Here is a 16,248-nt window from a genome sequence, read left to right on the forward strand (position 1 = left end):
GTCTCTCACTCCCTGTTGAGCCGCCCCGCGGAGTGCACGCCCGGCTGGTACTTCGGCAGCCGGGCGGTGATCTTCATGCCCGCTCCCGGGGCGGTCTCGATGACGAGGCCGTAGGCGTCGCCGTACACCTGCCGGAGCCGGTCGTCGACGTTGGACAGTCCGATGCCGCCCGACGGGCTGACCTCGCCCGCCAGGATGCGGCGCAGCAGGGCGGGGTCCATGCCGGCGCCGTCGTCCTCGATGACGACCAGGGCCTCGGCGCCCGCGTCCTGGGCGGTGATGCTGATGTGGCTCTTTCCTGCCAGGGCCGTCTTGCCCTCCAGGCCGTGTTTGACGGCGTTCTCGACGAGCGGCTGGAGGCAGAGGAAGGGCAGGGCGACCGGCAGTACCTCCGGGGCGATCTGCAGGGTGACGGAGAGGCGGTCGCCGAAGCGTGCCCGCACGAGCGCCAAGTAGTGGTCGATGGCGTGGAGTTCGTCGGCGAGGGTGGTGAAGTCGCCGTGCCTGCGGAAGGAGTAGCGGGTGAAGTCGGCGAACTCCAGGAGCAGTTCGCGGGCGCGCTCGGGGTCGGTGCGGACGAAGCTCGCGATCACCGCGAGCGAGTTGAAGATGAAGTGCGGGGAGATCTGGGCGCGCAGTGCCTTGATCTCGGCCTCGATGAGACGGGTGCGGGACTGGTCGAGGTCGGCCAGTTCCAACTGGACGGAGACCCAGCGGGCGACCTCGCCGGCCGCCCGCACCAGCACGGCGGACTCGCGGGGCGCGCAGGCGACGAGGGTGCCGTGGACGCGGTCGTCGACGGTGAGCGGGGCGACCACGGCCCAGCGCACGGGGCAGTCGGGGGTGTCGCAGGTCAGCGGGAAGGCCTCGCCGCGGCCCGACTCCAGGGGGCCGGCGAGGAGTTCCATGATCTCCGTACGGTGATGTCCGCCGACCCCGTCCCAGACCAGCACGTGCTGCTGGTCGGTGAGGCACAGCGCGTCCGTGCCGAGCAGTGAGCGGAGTCGGCGGGCCGACTTGCGGGCGGTTTCCTCGGTGAGGCCGGCTCGCAGCGGGGGCGCCGCGAGGGAGGCGGTGTGGAGGGTCTCGAAGGTGGCGTGCTCGACGGGGGTGCCGAGGCCGCCGGAGTTCTCGGGACGGGCGGTGCGCCGGCCGAGCCAGAAGCCGGCGGCGAGCAGCGGGAGGATCGCCACGCACAGGCCCGCGATGAATCCGCTCATGCCTTGACCTCCGCGCGCAGTTCCTCCGGCAGATGGAACCGCGCCAGAATCGCCGCCGTCCCCGCCGGGACCCGGCCCGGGGTGGCCAGCGACACCAGGATCATGGTGAGGAAGCCCAGCGGCACCGACCAGAGCGCGGGCCAGGCGAGCAGCGCGTGCAGCGCTCCGGAGCCCGGGAAGCCGGCCATCGTCGCCGCGACGGCGAGCAGCGCCGAGCCGCCGCCCACCAGCATCCCGGCGGCCGCGCCGGGCGGGGTCAGGCGCCGCCACCAGATGCCGAGGACGAGCAGCGGGCAGAAGGACGACGCCGACACGGCGAAGGCGAGGCCCACCGCGTCGGCGACGGGGAGTCCGCCGACCAGGGCGCTCGCGGCGAGCGGGACGGCCATGGCGAGGACCGTGCCGAGCCGGAAGTGCCGTACGCCCCGGGAGGGCAGGACGTCCTGGGTGAGGACGCCCGCGACGGCCATGGTCAGGCCCGAGGCCGTGGACAGGAACGCGGCGAAGGCGCCGCCCGCGACCAGCGCGCCGAGCAGGTCGCCGCCGAGGCCGCCGATCATCCGCTCGGGCAGCAGCAGCACGGCGGCGTCCGCGTCTCCGGCGAGGCTGAGTTCGGGGGCGTAGAGACGGCCGAGGGCGCCGTAGACCGGGGGCAGCAGGTAGAAGGCGCCGATCAGGCCGAGGACGGCGACGGTGGTGCGGCGGGCGGCGACGCCGTGCGGGCTGGTGTAGAAGCGGACGACGACGTGCGGCAGGCCCATGGTGCCGAAGAAGGTGGCGAGGATCAGTCCGTACGTGGCGTACAGCGGGCGTTCGCCGCGGTTCTCGGCCTGTGAGGGCGAGAGGCTGCCGCTGCTGCCGCGGTCGGGTTCGGGGACGGGGGCGCCCTGGTCGAAGGTGAGGCGGGTGCCGGCCTCGATGTGGTGGGTGCCGACCGGCAGCCGGACCTTCTGCTGCTCGTGGGTGCGGCCGTCGACCGTGCCGGTGACGGTGACCGTCAGGGGGCGGTCGAGTTTCAGGTCGAGGGTGTCGTCGACGCGGACGGCGCTCCGTTCGCGGAACGTCGCCGGTTCGTCGAAGGCGTGGCGGGGGGCGCCGTCGCCCTGCCAGGCGAGGATCAGGAAGAGGGCGGGGACGAGCAGTGCGGTGAGTTTGAGCCAGTACTGGAAGGCCTGGACGAAGGTGATGCTGCGCATGCCGCCGGCGGCGACGATGGCGACCACGACGACCGCGACGATCACTCCGCCGAGCCAGTCGGGTGCGTTCGTCAGCACGGTCAACGTCAGCCCGGCGCCCTGGAGTTGGGGCAGCAGGTACAGCCAGCCGGTGCCGACGACGAAGGCGCCCGCGAGTCGCCGTACCGCCTGGGAGGAGAGGCGGGCCTCGGCGAAGTCGGGGAGGGTGTAGGCGCCGGAGCGGCGCAGCGGGGCGGCGACGAACAGGAGCAGGACCAGGTATCCGGCGGTGTAGCCGACCGGGTACCAGAGCATGTCCGGGCCCTGGACGAGGACCAGGCCCGCGATGCCGAGGAAGGAGGCGGCGGAGAGGTACTCACCGCTGATCGCGGCGGCGTTGAGGCGGGGGCCGACGGTGCGGGAGGCGACGTAGAAGTCGGAGGTGGTGCGGGAGATACGCAGGCCGAAGGCGCCGACGAGGACGGTCGCGAGGACGACGAGGGCGACGGCGGGGACGGCGTAGCTGGAGTTCACGTCCGCATCGGTTCTTTCGGGCTCGGTCGGTCTCTTGGGCTCAGCGGTCTTCGACGAGCCGTACGAAGTCCCGTTCGTTGCGCTCGGCCCGGCGCACGAACCAGCGGGCCAGCAAAACCAGCGGGGCGTAGAGGCCGAAGCCGAGGATCGCCCAGACCAGGGGCCGGGCGTCCGGCATCGCCGCGAAGAGCAGGGGCAGCGGGCCGACGAGGAGGCCGAGGACGGCGAACACGGCGAGGGCGGTGCGCAGTTGGGTGCGCATGAGGGAGCGGACGTAGGTGTGGCCGAGGGTGGTCTGTTCGTCGATCTCGGTGCGGGGGCGGTAGTAGCCAAAGACGCGGCGGGTCTGCCGGGGCGGGCCGGTGACGACGACGCGGCGGTCGGCGGGGTTCTGGGGCATCGTCACGACCTCCGCATGAGCAGGTCCCGCAGCTCGCGGGCGTGGCGCCGGCTGACCTGGAGTTCCTCGGGGCCGACCATGACGCTGACGGAGCCCGCGTCCAGGCGGAGTTCGCCGATGTGGCGCAGGGCGACGAGGTGGCGGCGGTGGATGCGGACGAAGCCGCGGGAGCGCCAGCGCTCCTCCAGGGTCGACAGGGGGATGCGGACGAGGTGGCTGCCCTTGTCGGTGTGCAGGCGGGCGTAGTCGCCTTGGGCCTCGACGTGGGTGATGTCGTCGACGGCGACGAAGCGGGTCACGCCGCCGAGTTCCACGGGTATGTGGTCGGGGTCGGGTTCGCTCACGGGTATGCGGGGCGTGGCGTCGCGCCGGGCGGCGTCGCGCAGTTCGACGGCGCGCCGGACCGCCTCGGCGAGCCGTTCCTTGCGGACGGGTTTGAGGACGTAGTCAACGGCCTTGAGGTCGAAGGCCTGGACGGCGAAGTCCTCGTGGGCGGTGACGAACACGACCAGCGGCGGTGTGGCGAACCCGGTCAGCAGCCGGGCCAGGTCCAGTCCGTCGAGGCCGGGCATGTTGATGTCGAGGAAGACGACGTCGATCGCCTCCGGCCCGCCCGGCCCCGACTCCAGGGCGCGGTTGATGCGGCGCAGCGCCTCGGTAGCGTCGCCGGCGCCCTCCGCGCTGCCGATGCGGGGGTCGGCGTTCAGGAGGTAGAGGAGTTCCTCCAGCGAGGGGCGTTCGTCGTCGACAGCCAGGGCGCGCAGCATGAACCCGGAGTGTAGGAGTAATTCGCACGCTTGGACATGTGCTCAGGGTGTGGGTTCGCGCAGGGTATCGGGCCGCTTACAGTGCCCTCATGAACAGCGGCGCGGCGTCCTTCGACGAACTCGACCGGAAGATCATCACCGCCCTGATGGCGAACGCCAGGTCGAGCTTCGCCGAGATCGGCATGAGCGTGGGACTGTCCGCGACGGCGGTGAAGCGGCGCGTGGACCGGCTGCGCGACACGGGCGTGATCACCGGGTTCACGGCCACGGTCAAGCCGTCGGCGCTGGGCTGGCGTACGGAGGCGTACGTCGAGGTGTACTGCGAGGGCGCGGCGCCGCCGCGGCGGCTGGCGGAGGTGGTCCGCAACCATCCGGAGATCACCGCGGCGATGACGGTGACCGGGGGCGCGGACGCGCTGCTGCATGTGCGGGCGCGGGACGTGGAGCACTTCGAGGAGGTGCTGGAGCGCATCCGGGTCGAGCCGTTCATCAGGAAGACGATCAGCGTGATGGTGCTGTCCCATCTGATCCCGGAGAGTCCGGAGGCGGGCGCCAGTCAGCCGGTCCCGACGGCCGCCGAGAGTGACGCAGCAGACATGCGCTGAACCGGCCGAAGACGCAGCATTCCTGCGTGGACACGCAATTCTTGTTTCTTGTCGCTCGTCAGTCCGCTTTCTTACCTTGGTGTCAATCCTCATCAACACCGTAGGAAGCGGAGGAACCCCTCTGTGCCCGAAACCCGTGTGCCGCGCCGGCGGCGCTTCCTGGTCTGCGAACCCAGACACTTCGCCGTGCAGTACGCGATCAACCCCTGGATGCGGCCCGACGTCCGGGTGGACGTCGATCTGGCCCAGCAGCAGTGGCAGTCGCTGATCAGCGCCTACCGCACCCACGGCCATACGGTCGACACCCTGGAGCCGGTCACCGGTCTCCCCGACATGGTCTTCGCCGCGAACTCGGCGGTCGTCGTCGGCGGCCGCGTCTTCGGCTCCCTCTTCCACGCACCGGAGCGGCGTCCCGAGTCCACGCACTACGAGACGTGGTTCAAGACGGCGGGCTTCGACGTGTACCGGCCCGAGTCCGTCTGTGAGGGCGAGGGCGACCTGGTGTGGACGGGCCGGTACGTCCTCGCCGGCACCGGGTTCCGCACCACCCGGGAGGCGCACCGCGAGGTGCAGGAGTTCTTCGGCCACCCGGTGATCAGCCTGACGCTGGTGGATCCGTTCTTCTACCACCTGGACACGGCGCTGTTCGTGCTGGACGACGACAACATCGTCTACTACCCGGAGGCGTTCTCGCCGGGCAGCCGCGAGGTGCTCGCACGGCTGTACCCGGACGCGGTGCTCGCCACCCGCGACGACGCGACCGCCTTCGGTCTGAACTCCGTGTCCGACGGCCGCCATGTCTTCATCGCGCCGCAGGCCGAGGCGCTCGCCGCGCGCCTCGACGAGCGCGGCTATGTCCCCGTCCCCGTCGACCTGTCGGAGTTCCGCAAGGCCGGCGGTGGCATCAAGTGCTGCACCCAGGAGATCCGCTCATGACCGCGCCCGCGCAGACCCGTACGACCCGTTCGTCCGCCGATCTGATCCGCGCCGAGGAGCCGGTCCTGGCGCACAACTACCATCCACTGCCCGTGGTCGTCGCCCGCGCCGAGGGCACCTGGGTGGAGGACGTGGAGGGCCGCCGCTACCTCGACATGCTGGCCGGCTACTCGGCGCTGAACTTCGGCCATCGCCACCCCGCGCTGATCGAGGCGGCGCACGCGCAACTGGACCGCCTGACCCTCACCTCCCGGGCGTTCCACAACGACCGGCTCGCCGAGTTCGCCGAGCGGCTGGCGGCGCTGACCGGCCTGGACATGGTGCTGCCGATGAACACGGGCGCCGAGGCGGTCGAGAGCGGCATCAAGGTGGCCCGCAAATGGGCGTACGACGTGAAGGGCGTCCCGGCCGACCGGGCGACGATCGTGGTCGCGGCGGAGAACTTCCACGGCCGTACGACCACGATCGTGTCGTTCTCCACGGACGAGACGGCACGGCAGGGCTTCGGCCCCTTCACGCCGGGCTTCCGGATCGTGCCGTACAACGACCTGGCGGCGCTGGAGGCGGCGGTCGACGAGACGACGGCGGCGGTGCTGCTGGAGCCGATCCAGGGCGAGGCCGGGGTCCTGATCCCCGACGAGGGCTATCTGGCCGGCGTCCGTGAGCTGACCCGCCGCAAGGGCTGCCTGTTCATCGCGGACGAGATCCAGTCGGGCCTCGGCCGCACGGGCCGCACGCTCGCCGTCGAGCACGAGTCGGTCGTGCCGGACATGCTCCTGCTCGGCAAGGCGCTGGGCGGCGGCATCGTGCCGGTGTCGGCGGTGGTCGGCGGCCGTGACGTGCTCGGGGTGCTGCGGCCGGGCGAGCACGGTTCGACGTTCGGCGGCAACCCGCTCGCCGCCGCGGTCGGCACGGCCGTGGTCGAGCTCCTGGAGACGGGCGAGTTCCAGCGCCGCGCCGCCGAACTGGGCGTGGTCCTGCGCGGCGGCCTGTCGGCCCTGCTCGGCCGGGGCGTGGTCGGCTTTCGCGCGCGGGGCCTGTGGGCGGGCGTCGACATCGACCCGGCGGTCGGCACGGGCCGCGAGATCGGCGAGCGCCTGATGCGCGAGGGCGTCCTGGTCAAGGACACCCACGGCTCCACCATCCGCCTGGCACCGCCCCTGACGATCACGGCGGAGGAGCTGACGGGGGCTCTGGGAGCGCTGGAGAAGGTGTTGGCGTAGCGGTCTGCGTCGGCAGCCCGGCTCCGGAAGGACGGGGCCGGGCTGCCGACGTCCCTGCGACCCGGTCGGCGCCCACGTCCTTGCCCGGCGTGACCGCCCTCCCCCACTCCCGGCCCCCGCTAAGAGGCAGCGGCGACCGGAAGGGTGAAGATGGGGACAAGAGGTGGTAGACCGCTCTCAGCGACAGAGAGGTCGGCCGTGGGCACACACGAGGAGCGGGGCGTTGCCGGGCAGGGGTTCGACGTGGCGGACGCCGCGCCTGTGCTGCTCGACGCGCGGGGTCTGGTGACGGCGTGGACCAGGAACGCACAGCGGCTGCTGGCGTACGCGGCACCCGAGGCGGTCGGGAAGAGCGTCGGCGAGCTGCTGAGCGCCGAGGACGCGGGGCGGGTGCCGGAGCTGATCGAGCGGTGCCGCAGGGACGGCGGCTGGGCGGGTCTGCTGACGGCCGTGCACCGGGACGGCCCCCCGGTCCGGCTCATGGTGCGGATCACCTCGGCCCTCGACACCCAGGGCCCGGCACGCTGGCTCGTGCTGCTGTCGGAGCTCGCGGACGCGCCCGGCTGGGACATGAGCCGCGCCACCCTGGAGCAGATGGTCACCCGCTCCCCCGTCGGCATAGCGATCGTCGACACGGACCTGCGCTACGTGTGGTCGAACGCGGCCCTCGCCCAGTACGGCGGCGGCCCCCCGACCAACCGGCTCGGACTGCGGCTGGCTGACGTCCAGCCCGGTCTGGACGCCGAGTCCATCGAGGCGCAGATGCGCCAGGTGCTGACGACGGGCGAACCGATCGTCGGCTACGAGCACGTGGGCCACGCGCGCTCCGCCCCGCTGCGCGAGACCGCCCACATGATGTCGTTCACCCGGATCGACGACGGTGACGGCCACCCCACCGGCGTGTACTACACGGTGGAGGACATCACCGACCGCCATCGCGCCCGGCAGCGGCTGGCCCTGCTCGACCGGGCCGGCGAGCGCATCGGCCGTACGCTCGACATCACGCGCACCGCCCAGGAGCTGGCCGACGTGGCCGTACCGGGACTCGCCGACCTGGTCACCGTGGATCTGCTGGAGTCGGTGCTGCGGGGTGGCGAGCCGGCGGCCGGGCCGCTGGGCGACACGGCTTCGGTGCCGCTGCGCCGCGCGGGGCAGCGTTCGGTCACCCGGAGCGCGCCGGAGGCCGTCGTCCCCATCGGCGAGGTGGTCACGTATCCGGCGGGGTCACCGCCGATCCGCTGCCTCAGGACGGCGCAGTCCTGGCGCAAGGAGCGGCTGGACCCGCTGGGCGAGGCCTGGGCCGAGCACGCGCGCGGCGGGCGGACCGCCATCTTCCTCGAACTGGGCCTGCACAGCGTGATGATCGTGCCGATCCGCGCGCGGGGCGTCACCCTCGGTCTCACCACGTTCTTCCGGCGCCACCGCCAGGAGCCGTTCGAGGAGGACGACCTGAACCTCGCCGAGGACCTCGTCTCACGGGCCGCGGTCTGTGTCGACAACGCCCGGCGCTACACCCGCGAACGCGACGCCGCCCTAGTCCTCCAGCGCAGCCTGCTGCCGCATCGGCTGCCCGAGCAGGAGGCACTGGAGGTGTCCGCCTGCTACCGGCCCGCCGACGAGCTGACCGGCCTCGGCGGGGACTGGTACGACGTGATCCCGCTGTCCGGCGCCCGGGTCGCCCTGGTGGTGGGCGAGGTGCCCGGGCACGGGATCGACGCCGCCGCGGCGATGGGGCGGCTGCGGACGGCCGTACGGACCCTCGCGCTGCTTGACCTGCCGCCCGAGGAGGTGCTGGCCCATCTGGACGACCTGGTGGCGCGCTCGGCCCGGGAGGAGGGCGTGCAGCCGGACGCGGAGGCGGCCGCCGTCGCCCAGTCCGTGGGGTCGGGGTGCGTGTACGTGGTCTACGACCCGGTCGACGGGCAGTGCACCATGGCGGCCGCGGGCCATCCCGCGCCGGCCGTCGTGCTGCCCGACGGTGACGTCACCTTCGTCGATCTGCCGCAGGGCGCGTCGCTCGGCGTGGGCGGCCCCCCGTACGAGTCGGTCGAGCTGGCCCTGGCGGCGGGCAGCACGCTCGCCCTGCACACCGACGGTCTGCTGGCGCACGGCGACGACTGGGCGGTGGACGCCGACCGGGACCGGCTGCGGCGGGCGCTGGAGCGGCACGCGGTCTCGCTCGACCTGCACTGCCGGACCGTCGTCGACGCCCTCACCCCGGCCCGCCCGCACGACGACGTGGCCCTGCTGATGGCACGCACCCGGCTCCTGGGCACCGAGCAGGTCGCCGACTGGGACCTGCCGTCCGACCCGGCCTCGGTCGCCGACGCCCGCAAGACGGCCGCCCGGATGCTGAGCGAGTGGGGTCTCGAGGAGCTGGCCTTCACGACGGAACTGGTCGTCAGCGAGCTGGTCACCAACGCGATCCGGTACGCCACCGGCCCCATCCGGCTGCGGCTGATCAGGGAGCGGGCGCTGGTCTGCGAGGTCTTCGACGGCGGCGCCACCGCCCCGCATCTTCGGCATCCGCGCACCACCGACGAGGGCGGGCGCGGACTGCTGCTGGTCTCCCAGGTCACCCAGCGGTGGGGCACGCGTTTCGTCCCCGAGGGGAAGATCATCTGGGCCGAGCAGTCACTGACGGATCCGTCGCCCTGACCTGCCGGATCGGAGCAGATGTAGTAGATCGGTACATACGTCGTACAGCGCGGGAAACTGGTCGGATCCCGGTGGTGAGGCGGGAGCGGGAGCCATGGACGAGAAGGCGATCGACTTCGAGGCGGTGTTCCAGAGCCTGCCCGGGATGGTGGCGCTGCTGACCCCGGAGCTGGTCTACGTCGACGCGAACGAGGACTTCCAGCGCCTGTCCGGCCGCAGCCGCGCCGAGCTGGTGGGCCGGTACATCTTCGACGTCTTTCCCGACAACCCCAACGACCCCGCCGCCACCGGAATGCGCGACGTCCGGGCGTCGATGCTGCGCGTGGTGGCCACCGGCGAGCGCGACACGATGGCGCTCCAGCGCTACGACGTGGAGGATCCCGAGCGCCCGGGCCACTGGGAGGAGCGCTACTGGAGCCCGATCAACGCGCCGGTCCTCGGCCCCGACGGACGGGTGGCGTTCGTCCTGCACCGGGTCGAGGAGGTCACCGAGCTCATCCGCCTGCGGGGCGGTGCGGGCGGTGACAGCCGGGCGCGGGTGCTGGAGGCCGAGCTGTACACCCGTGCCCGCGAGCTCCAGGTGCTCAACGACCGGCTGCGGCAGGCGCACGCCCGGGAGCGCGAGGTCGCCCTCGCCCTCCAGGAGGCGATGCTGCCCGCCCGCAGGCAGGTGCACAACCACCGGGCCGCCGTGCGCTATCGGCCCGCGGTCGGCGCGCTGAACGTGTGCGGCGACTGGTACGACCTGATCGACCTGGTGGGCGGCAACCGCATCGGCGTCTCCGTGGGCGACGTGGTCGGGCACGGCCTGGAAGCGGCCGGCGTGATGGGCCAGCTGCGCAGCGCGCTCAGCGCCACCTCCCGCGTCGCCGACGGCCCGGCGCACGCGCTGGACGTGCTGGGGCGGTACGCCCATGTGGTCGACGGCGCCGAGTCGGCCACCGTGGTCACGACGTTCATCGACTTCGACACCCGCACGATCGCCTACAGCAGCGCGGGCCACCCACCTCCCGTCCTCGTCCGTTCCGACGGCGGCGTGGAGTTCCTCGACAAGGCCACCGACACCCCGCTGGACGCGCGTCCCGACCCGATCCCGAGACCGCAGGCCGTCACCACGTACACCCACGGCTCCACGCTCGCCCTCTACACCGACGGCCTGATCGAACGCCGCCGTGAGGACATCGACACGGGACTGAGCCGTCTCGCCGACTCCCTGGTCCGCCATCGCGCGTCCGATCCCGAGACCCTCGCCGACGCCGTCCTGCTGGAGCTGCTGCCTCCGGGAGGGGCGACGGACGACACGGCCCTGATCATCGTGCGGCTGTGACGGGCTGTGACGAGCTGTGGCGAACGAGCAGACGCGAGGACTCACCGCAAGGGCGACCGCCCTGCCACCGGGCAATCACGATCACGCCAAACCGCACCACCGGGTTGCCGCGCACCGACCCCGGACACCAGGCTGGTCCGGCGGCCCCTCCCCGCCCGCAAACCGCCCCGCCCACCGACCTCCTGACATCCAGTCAGGAATCGCCACGGGCGGCACGAGTCCGACCCGACCCGGTTCCGGCCTGTCCTGCCTGCGCCTACACTGGCAGCCCCACGGCACGCTGGTTGACCTGCCAGAACGCGGCGGCTGGAGCTGAACCCGCCGGAGTGAGGAGCGACCCCCTTGTTCTACTACGTACTGAAATACGTGTTGTTGGGACCTCTGCTGAGACTGTTCTTCCGGCCCCGAATAGAAGGCCTTGAGCACGTACCGGCGACGGGCGCCGCCATCGTCGCCGGCAACCACCTGTCGTTCTCCGACCACTTCCTGATGCCGGCGATGCTCAAGCGGCGCATCACCTTCCTCGCGAAGAAGGAGTACTTCACCGGCCCCGGCATCAAGGGCCGCCTGACCGCGGCCTTCTTCCGCAGCGCCGGCCAGATCCCCGTCGACCGCACGGGCAAGGAGGCGGGCCAGGCCGCGATCCGTGAGGGCCTCGGCGTGCTGAGCAAGGACGAGCTCCTCGGCATCTACCCGGAGGGCACCCGCTCGCACGACGGCCGCCTCTACAAGGGCAAGGTCGGCGTCGCGGTGATGGCCCTCAAGGCCCAGGTCCCGGTCATCCCCTGCGCCATGATCGGCACCTTCGAGGCCCAGCCGCCGGGCAAGGTCATCCCCAACATCCACCCGGTCACCATCCGCTTCGGCAAGCCCCTCGACTTCTCCCGCTACGCCGGCATGGAGAACGAGAAGGCGATCCTGCGCGCCGTCACCGACGAGATCATGTACGCCATCCTGTCCCTGTCCGAGCAGGAGTACGTCGACCAGTACGCGGCCGTCGCCAAGGCCGAGGAGGCGGCGGCCAAAGTGGAGAAGGAACGCAAGTTCCCGCGGTTGCCGATCAGTTGACGGAGTCGAGCAGCTCCAGCGCCTCGTCGAGCAGTCGGCGCAGCCGCAGTGCGTCCGGTGCGACCGCGCTCACCAGTGCGGCGGGCCCGGCGAGGGGCATCACCGCGGCGTGCTCGCCCAGCACCCGGGCCGTCACCGGAGTCTCGTCGAACTCGGGCCGCACGACGAGGAGTTGCCCCACGGCGCGATGCCCACCGAGCCCCGCGGGCCCGTCCCAGCCGCCCGGCGCGCCGGGACCGCAGGCGAGCTCCTGATCGAGCACGACACGATCGGCCACCCGAACGCTGAGGCGGCTGGTGAGCCGCCCCGGCTCCTCGCCCACCCGCCCGAGCACCTGCTCCTCGCGCAGCACGAGCCGCCCGCCCGCACCGACGTCCACGCGTGTCGTGACGTACAGGTCACTGCCCCGGGCGGAGATCAACTGCTCGGGCAGCCAGTGCAGTTCGGCCCCGTCGGCCACCGACAGCCGTACGTCGTACCTCGCCTCTCCCTTGCTCTGGCCCGGCAGGGCGATCGTGGCCGCCGCCGACCCGACGCGCAGTCGGGCGCCGGGCTCCACGTCGGCCTCCACGGTGAAGTGGTCGCCGCCGAGGGGCCCGCTCATCGCGCCGACGACCACGACCCGGGCCTCGGCGCCGCTCGCCCTGGTCCGTCTGAGCGCGAGCGGTCCGTCGCTGTCGAGCACGGGCAGCGCGGTGCCGCCCCGCCCGTCGTCCCGGGCGACGATCCGCGCGACGGCCCGTACCCCGGCGGTCACGGTCATGCCCTCCATGCCGTGAGCTGCGCCCGCACCCAGTCGGCGACATCCCGCACGCCGGGCTCGCTCCGGAGCGACTGGAAGACGACCGGCAGTTCGGCCCGCTGCGCCTTGGCGTCGGCCGCCATCCGGGCCAGGTCGGAACCGACGTACGGCGCGAGGTCCGTCTTGTTCACGACGAGAAGATCCGCGGTCGTCACCCCCGGCCCGCCCTTGCGGGGAATGTCGTCCCCACCGGCCACGTCGATCACGAAGATCTGCGCGTCCACCAGCCCCTTGGAAAAGGTGGCGGTGAGATTGTCCCCGCCCGACTCGACCAGGATGAGATCGAGAGGACCGACCTCGTCCTCCAGGTCCTCGACGGCCTCGAGGTTCGCGGAGATGTCGTCCCTGATCGCGGTGTGCGGACAGGCCCCCGTCTCCACAGCCGTGATCCTCTCGGGCGGCAACACGGCCTCCCGCAGCAGGAACTCGGCGTCCTCCCGCGTGTAGATGTCATTCGTCACGACAGCCAGGGACAACTCCTCCCGCAGCGCCCGGCACAACGCGGCGACGGTAGCCGTCTTACCGGACCCGACGGGCCCACCCAGGCCGATGCGCAGCGCCCGGCGGCTCCCGTCGGGCCGATGCGCGTCGGCGCTGACGGCGGAGGGGCCGTTGTGGGTGTGAGCGTGGTCAAGATGCATAGAAGCGCCTCCAGTTGCTTCTTTCAGCCCGTCCGGCGTTTGAGGACGAGGCCGAAGGCCGATGGGGGTCCAGGGGGCGAAGCCCCTTGGCGGGGTCGAAGGGGCGGAGCCCCTTCAGGGATGGGACGGGTAGGGGCGGCGGGGGCGAAACACCCCTAGGACGCGAACAGCCGTACCGCCCAAGCCGCATGCACCTCCGCCCCGATCTCCAACAGCGGAGCGGCCCCCGCAGGCAACTCCTCCACCCCACCCCCGACAACCCGCCGCCCCGCCTCAACCGCCCGATCCACCACAAGGTCCACCGTCGGCGCCAACCGCGCCAACACCCCCGTGGCATCGAACGGATCAAGACTCAGCAACCGCACCGTCGCACTCGCCGGCCCACTCACACTCTCGTAAGCCGCGCAGTAGGCAGCCTCGACAGCCCCCAACCCCGCCGCCCGGGCAGCGACCCCCAACACCACCGGCTGATGGGCCCCCTTCGGAAACCGCCGCGCCAGCTCGTCCAGCTCCCCGGACGGCCACGTCGCCCGAGCGGCCCGCATCAACTGCCGCCCCAGCTTCCGCGCGGCCACCCGCAACGCGGGCGACGCCGTCCGGGCATCGGCCGCCGCGTCCAGCGCCACCGCGTCCACCCCGACCGCGGCCGCCGCGGCCAGCGAGGCCGCGACCAGCCCAGCCGTGTGCAACCGCCCCCGGCAGAACTCCTCCAGGCTCGCGGCACCGGTGATCCGCCCCGCCTTGACGGCCTCCTCCGCCCCGCCGGAGTGCGCGTGCCCCCCGGCGGGAAAGCGGCCGTCGGCGAGGACCAGAAGTGCTGCCCGCGACATCAGAACCCAGCCACCGAACTCATCTCAACGCCCCTCAGAACAGGAAGTACCGCTGCGCCATGGGCAGTTCGGCGGCAGGCGCGGCCTCCACCAGCTCCCCGTCGACGTGCACAGCGAAGCTGTCGGGGTCGACCCGCACCTCGGGCCGCGCGTCGTTCTGCCGCATGTCGGCCTTGGTGACCCCACGCGTCGACTCGATGGCCACGAACCGCTTCCCGAGCTGCAGCCGCTCAGGAAGCCCGTCCTCGATGGCGAGCGGCGCCACGAAGTTGAACGAGTTGGCGGCGGGCGCCCGCCCGATCGCCCCGTACATCGGCCGAGGCAGGACCGGCTGCGGCGTCGGGATCGAGGCGTTGGCGTCGCCCATCTGCGCGTACGCGATCTGTCCGCCCTTGATGACGAGCTGCGGCTTCACGCCGAAGAACGCCGGCTCCCACAGCACGAGGTCGGCGAGCTTGCCGGTCTCCACGGAGCCGATCTCGCGGGCCAGGCCCTGCGCGAGCGCGGGGTTGATCGTGTACTTGGCCACGTACCGCCGCACCCGCTGGTTGTCGGCCCGCCCGTCCCCGGGCAGCGCACCGCGTCGCCGCTTCATCACGTGCGCGGTCTGCCAGGTCCGCATGACGACCTCGCCCACCCGGCCCATGGCCTGCGCGTCGGACGAGATGATCGAGATCGCGCCCAGGTCGTGCAGGACGTCCTCCGCGCCGATCGTCGACGGCCGGATCCGCGACTCGGCGAAGGCGAGGTCCTCGGGCACCGCCGAGTTGAGGTGGTGGCACACCATCAGCATGTCGAGGTGTTCCTCGGCGGTGTTGACGGTGAACGGCCGGGTCGGGTTCGTCGAGCTGGGCAGCACGTGCGACTCGGAGACGACGGTCATGATGTCGGGCGCGTGCCCGCCGCCCGCGCCCTCGGTGTGGTACGCGTGGATGCCGCGTCCGGCGATGGCCGCCAGCGTGTCGCCGACGAAGCCCGCCTCGTTCAGGGTGTCCGTGTGGATGGCGACCTGGATGCCGGTCCGGTCGGCGACGGTCAGCGAGGCGTCGATGACGGCCGGGGTGGAGCCCCAGTCCTCGTGCAGCTTGAGGCCGAGCGCACCGCCGCGGATCTGGGACAGCATCGCCTCGTGGGAGACGGTGTTGCCCTTGCCGAGGAAGCCGATGTTGAGCGGGTACTGCTCCATCGCCTCCAGCATCCGGGCCAGGTGCCACGGGCCGGGCGTGACGGTGGTCGCCTTGGAGCCCTCGGCCGGTCCGGTGCCGCCGCCGACGAGGGTGGTGATGCCGGAGGACAGCGCCTCGTCGGCGATCTGCGGGCAGATGAAGTGGACGTGCGCGTCTATGGCGCCGGCCGTCAGGATCCGCCCGTTGCCGGCGATGATCTCGGTCTCCGGGCCGATGACGAGGTCGGGGTGGACCCCGTCCATGGTGTCGGGGTTGCCGGCCTTGCCGATGCCGGTGATCCGGCCGTCGCGGATGCCGACGTCGGCCTTGACGATGCCCCAGTGGTCGATGATCACGACGCCGGTGATCACCGTGTCGGGGGTGCCGTCGGCGCGCGTGGCCCGGGACTGGCCCATGGACTCGCGGATGACCTTGCCGCCGCCGAACACGGCCTCGTCGCCGGCGAGTCCGGGACCGCCGCTGCGGTCCTCCTCGATCTCGACCAGCAGATCGGTGTCGGCGAGCCGGATGCGGTCACCGGTCGTCGGCCCGAACAGGTCGGCGTACGCGGCGCGGGAGATCTCAGGCATCGAGGGCACCTCCGGTCTCGCCGCGCAGTCCCGGCACCACACGGGCGCCGGTCAGCGGGACGAGTTCGACGTCGACGGGGATCCCGGGCTCGAAGCGCACGGCGGTGCCGGCGGCGACGTTGAGCCGCTTGCCGCGGGCCGCCGCGCGGTCGAACTCCAGGCCGGGGTTGGCCTCGGCGAAGTGGTAGTGGGAGCCGACCTGGACGGGCCGGTCGGCGGCGTTGAGGACGGTCAGCCGGGTGACGTCACGGCCCTCGTTGTAGGCAATCGGGCCGTCGGCGAAGAGGATCTCTCCGGGGATCATCG

Annotated in this window: 15 protein-coding genes; 6 read left to right on the forward strand and 9 right to left on the reverse strand. The window is 72.2% G+C overall.

All coding sequences use genetic code 11. From position 1 onward, the window contains the following. Positions 1 to 5: 5 nt before the first annotated feature. The 4 genes from AQJ67_RS32045 to AQJ67_RS32060 are packed head-to-tail and all read right to left on the reverse strand — an operon-like array spanning position 6 to position 4,096. On the reverse strand, positions 6 to 1,220 hold the full coding sequence (locus AQJ67_RS32045; RefSeq protein WP_062722846.1) for a sensor histidine kinase: 1,215 nt from the start codon (positions 1,218 to 1,220) through the stop codon (positions 6 to 8). Next, positions 1,217 to 2,929: a sodium/solute symporter gene (locus AQJ67_RS32050; RefSeq protein ID WP_062722847.1), complete on the reverse strand. Its 1,713-nt coding sequence runs from the start codon at positions 2,927 to 2,929 to the stop codon at positions 1,217 to 1,219. The genes AQJ67_RS32045 and AQJ67_RS32050 overlap by 4 nt, the downstream gene beginning before the upstream one ends. Positions 2,930 to 2,969: 40 nt before the next feature. Beyond that, positions 2,970 to 3,329: a hypothetical protein gene (locus AQJ67_RS32055; protein WP_062722848.1), complete on the reverse strand. Its 360-nt coding sequence runs from the start codon at positions 3,327 to 3,329 to the stop codon at positions 2,970 to 2,972. 2 nt (positions 3,330 to 3,331) lie between these two features. Continuing rightward, complete coding sequence (locus tag AQJ67_RS32060) at positions 3,332 to 4,096, reverse strand: LytR/AlgR family response regulator transcription factor (protein WP_062722849.1); 765 nt, start codon at positions 4,094 to 4,096, stop codon at positions 3,332 to 3,334. An 89-nt stretch (positions 4,097 to 4,185) separates the two neighbouring features. Here AQJ67_RS32060 and AQJ67_RS32065 point away from each other — a divergent pair, with 89 nt between their 5' ends. The 6 genes from AQJ67_RS32065 to AQJ67_RS32090 all read left to right on the forward strand — a co-directional run bounded on the left by AQJ67_RS32065 (position 4,186) and on the right by AQJ67_RS32090 (position 11,913). Beyond that, positions 4,186 to 4,701, forward strand: a complete 516-nt coding sequence (locus AQJ67_RS32065; protein ID WP_062722850.1) for an Lrp/AsnC family transcriptional regulator — start codon at positions 4,186 to 4,188, stop codon at positions 4,699 to 4,701. Positions 4,702 to 4,824: 123 nt separating this feature from the next. Further along, entirely contained in the window at positions 4,825 to 5,637 is an 813-nt protein-coding gene (gene ddaH / locus AQJ67_RS32070) for a dimethylargininase (RefSeq protein WP_062722851.1), read from the forward strand. Beyond that, a complete protein-coding gene (gene rocD, locus AQJ67_RS32075; RefSeq protein WP_062722852.1) occupies positions 5,634 to 6,860 on the forward strand; it encodes an ornithine--oxo-acid transaminase in 1,227 nt (408 codons plus the stop codon). Before ddaH ends, rocD begins: the two co-directional genes overlap by 4 nt. A gap of 198 nt (positions 6,861 to 7,058) precedes the next feature. After that, positions 7,059 to 9,518, forward strand: coding sequence for a SpoIIE family protein phosphatase (locus AQJ67_RS32080; RefSeq protein ID WP_062722853.1), 2,460 nt, complete (start codon positions 7,059 to 7,061; stop codon positions 9,516 to 9,518). Between the two features lie 94 nt (positions 9,519 to 9,612). Further along, positions 9,613 to 10,845 (forward strand): PP2C family protein-serine/threonine phosphatase, encoded by a 1,233-nt coding sequence (locus AQJ67_RS32085; RefSeq protein WP_062722854.1) that lies wholly within the window; start codon positions 9,613 to 9,615, stop codon positions 10,843 to 10,845. A 342-nt stretch (positions 10,846 to 11,187) separates the two neighbouring features. After that, complete coding sequence (locus AQJ67_RS32090; protein ID WP_062722855.1) at positions 11,188 to 11,913, forward strand: lysophospholipid acyltransferase family protein; 726 nt, start codon at positions 11,188 to 11,190, stop codon at positions 11,911 to 11,913. Here the strand turns inward: AQJ67_RS32090 and AQJ67_RS32095 are convergent. From AQJ67_RS32095 to AQJ67_RS32115, 5 genes are all read right to left on the reverse strand, one after another. Next, entirely contained in the window at positions 11,906 to 12,685 is a 780-nt protein-coding gene (locus AQJ67_RS32095) for an urease accessory protein UreD (RefSeq protein ID WP_062722856.1), read from the reverse strand. The two genes, AQJ67_RS32090 and AQJ67_RS32095, sit on opposite strands and share 8 nt — an antisense overlap. Then, a complete protein-coding gene (ureG, locus tag AQJ67_RS32100) occupies positions 12,673 to 13,356 on the reverse strand; it encodes an urease accessory protein UreG (protein ID WP_062722857.1) in 684 nt (227 codons plus the stop codon). The genes AQJ67_RS32095 and ureG overlap by 13 nt, the downstream gene beginning before the upstream one ends. Before the next feature lie 155 nt (positions 13,357 to 13,511). After that, positions 13,512 to 14,186, reverse strand: a complete 675-nt coding sequence (locus AQJ67_RS32105) for an urease accessory protein UreF (RefSeq protein WP_062722858.1) — start codon at positions 14,184 to 14,186, stop codon at positions 13,512 to 13,514. 34 nt (positions 14,187 to 14,220) lie between these two features. Then, positions 14,221 to 15,942 (reverse strand): urease subunit alpha, encoded by a 1,722-nt coding sequence (locus tag AQJ67_RS32110; RefSeq protein WP_062722859.1) that lies wholly within the window; start codon positions 15,940 to 15,942, stop codon positions 14,221 to 14,223. Further along, entirely contained in the window at positions 15,935 to 16,246 is a 312-nt protein-coding gene (locus AQJ67_RS32115; protein WP_062722860.1) for an urease subunit beta, read from the reverse strand. The genes AQJ67_RS32110 and AQJ67_RS32115 overlap by 8 nt, the downstream gene beginning before the upstream one ends. Positions 16,247 to 16,248: the final 2 nt, after the last annotated feature.

It is taken from the genome of Streptomyces caeruleatus (assembly GCF_001514235.1).
Lineage (GTDB): Bacteria > Actinomycetota > Actinomycetes > Streptomycetales > Streptomycetaceae > Streptomyces > Streptomyces caeruleatus.

Coding starts and splice junctions, on each gene's coding strand:
- AQJ67_RS32095 (WP_062722856.1), bottom strand. CDS start 12,685: ATGGAGGGCATGACCGTGACCGCCGGGGTACGGGCCGTCGCGCGGATC.
- AQJ67_RS32055 (WP_062722848.1), bottom strand. CDS start 3,329: ATGCCCCAGAACCCCGCCGACCGCCGCGTCGTCGTCACCGGCCCGCCC.
- AQJ67_RS32085 (WP_062722854.1), top strand. CDS start 9,613: ATGGACGAGAAGGCGATCGACTTCGAGGCGGTGTTCCAGAGCCTGCCC.
- AQJ67_RS32065 (WP_062722850.1), top strand. CDS start 4,186: ATGAACAGCGGCGCGGCGTCCTTCGACGAACTCGACCGGAAGATCATC.
- AQJ67_RS32115 (WP_062722860.1), bottom strand. CDS start 16,246: ATGATCCCCGGAGAGATCCTCTTCGCCGACGGCCCGATTGCCTACAAC.
- rocD (WP_062722852.1), top strand. CDS start 5,634: ATGACCGCGCCCGCGCAGACCCGTACGACCCGTTCGTCCGCCGATCTG.
- ureG (WP_062722857.1), bottom strand. CDS start 13,356: ATGCATCTTGACCACGCTCACACCCACAACGGCCCCTCCGCCGTCAGC.
- AQJ67_RS32045 (WP_062722846.1), bottom strand. CDS start 1,220: ATGAGCGGATTCATCGCGGGCCTGTGCGTGGCGATCCTCCCGCTGCTC.
- AQJ67_RS32110 (WP_062722859.1), bottom strand. CDS start 15,942: ATGCCTGAGATCTCCCGCGCCGCGTACGCCGACCTGTTCGGGCCGACG.
- AQJ67_RS32105 (WP_062722858.1), bottom strand. CDS start 14,186: ATGTCGCGGGCAGCACTTCTGGTCCTCGCCGACGGCCGCTTTCCCGCC.
- AQJ67_RS32060 (WP_062722849.1), bottom strand. CDS start 4,096: ATGCTGCGCGCCCTGGCTGTCGACGACGAACGCCCCTCGCTGGAGGAA.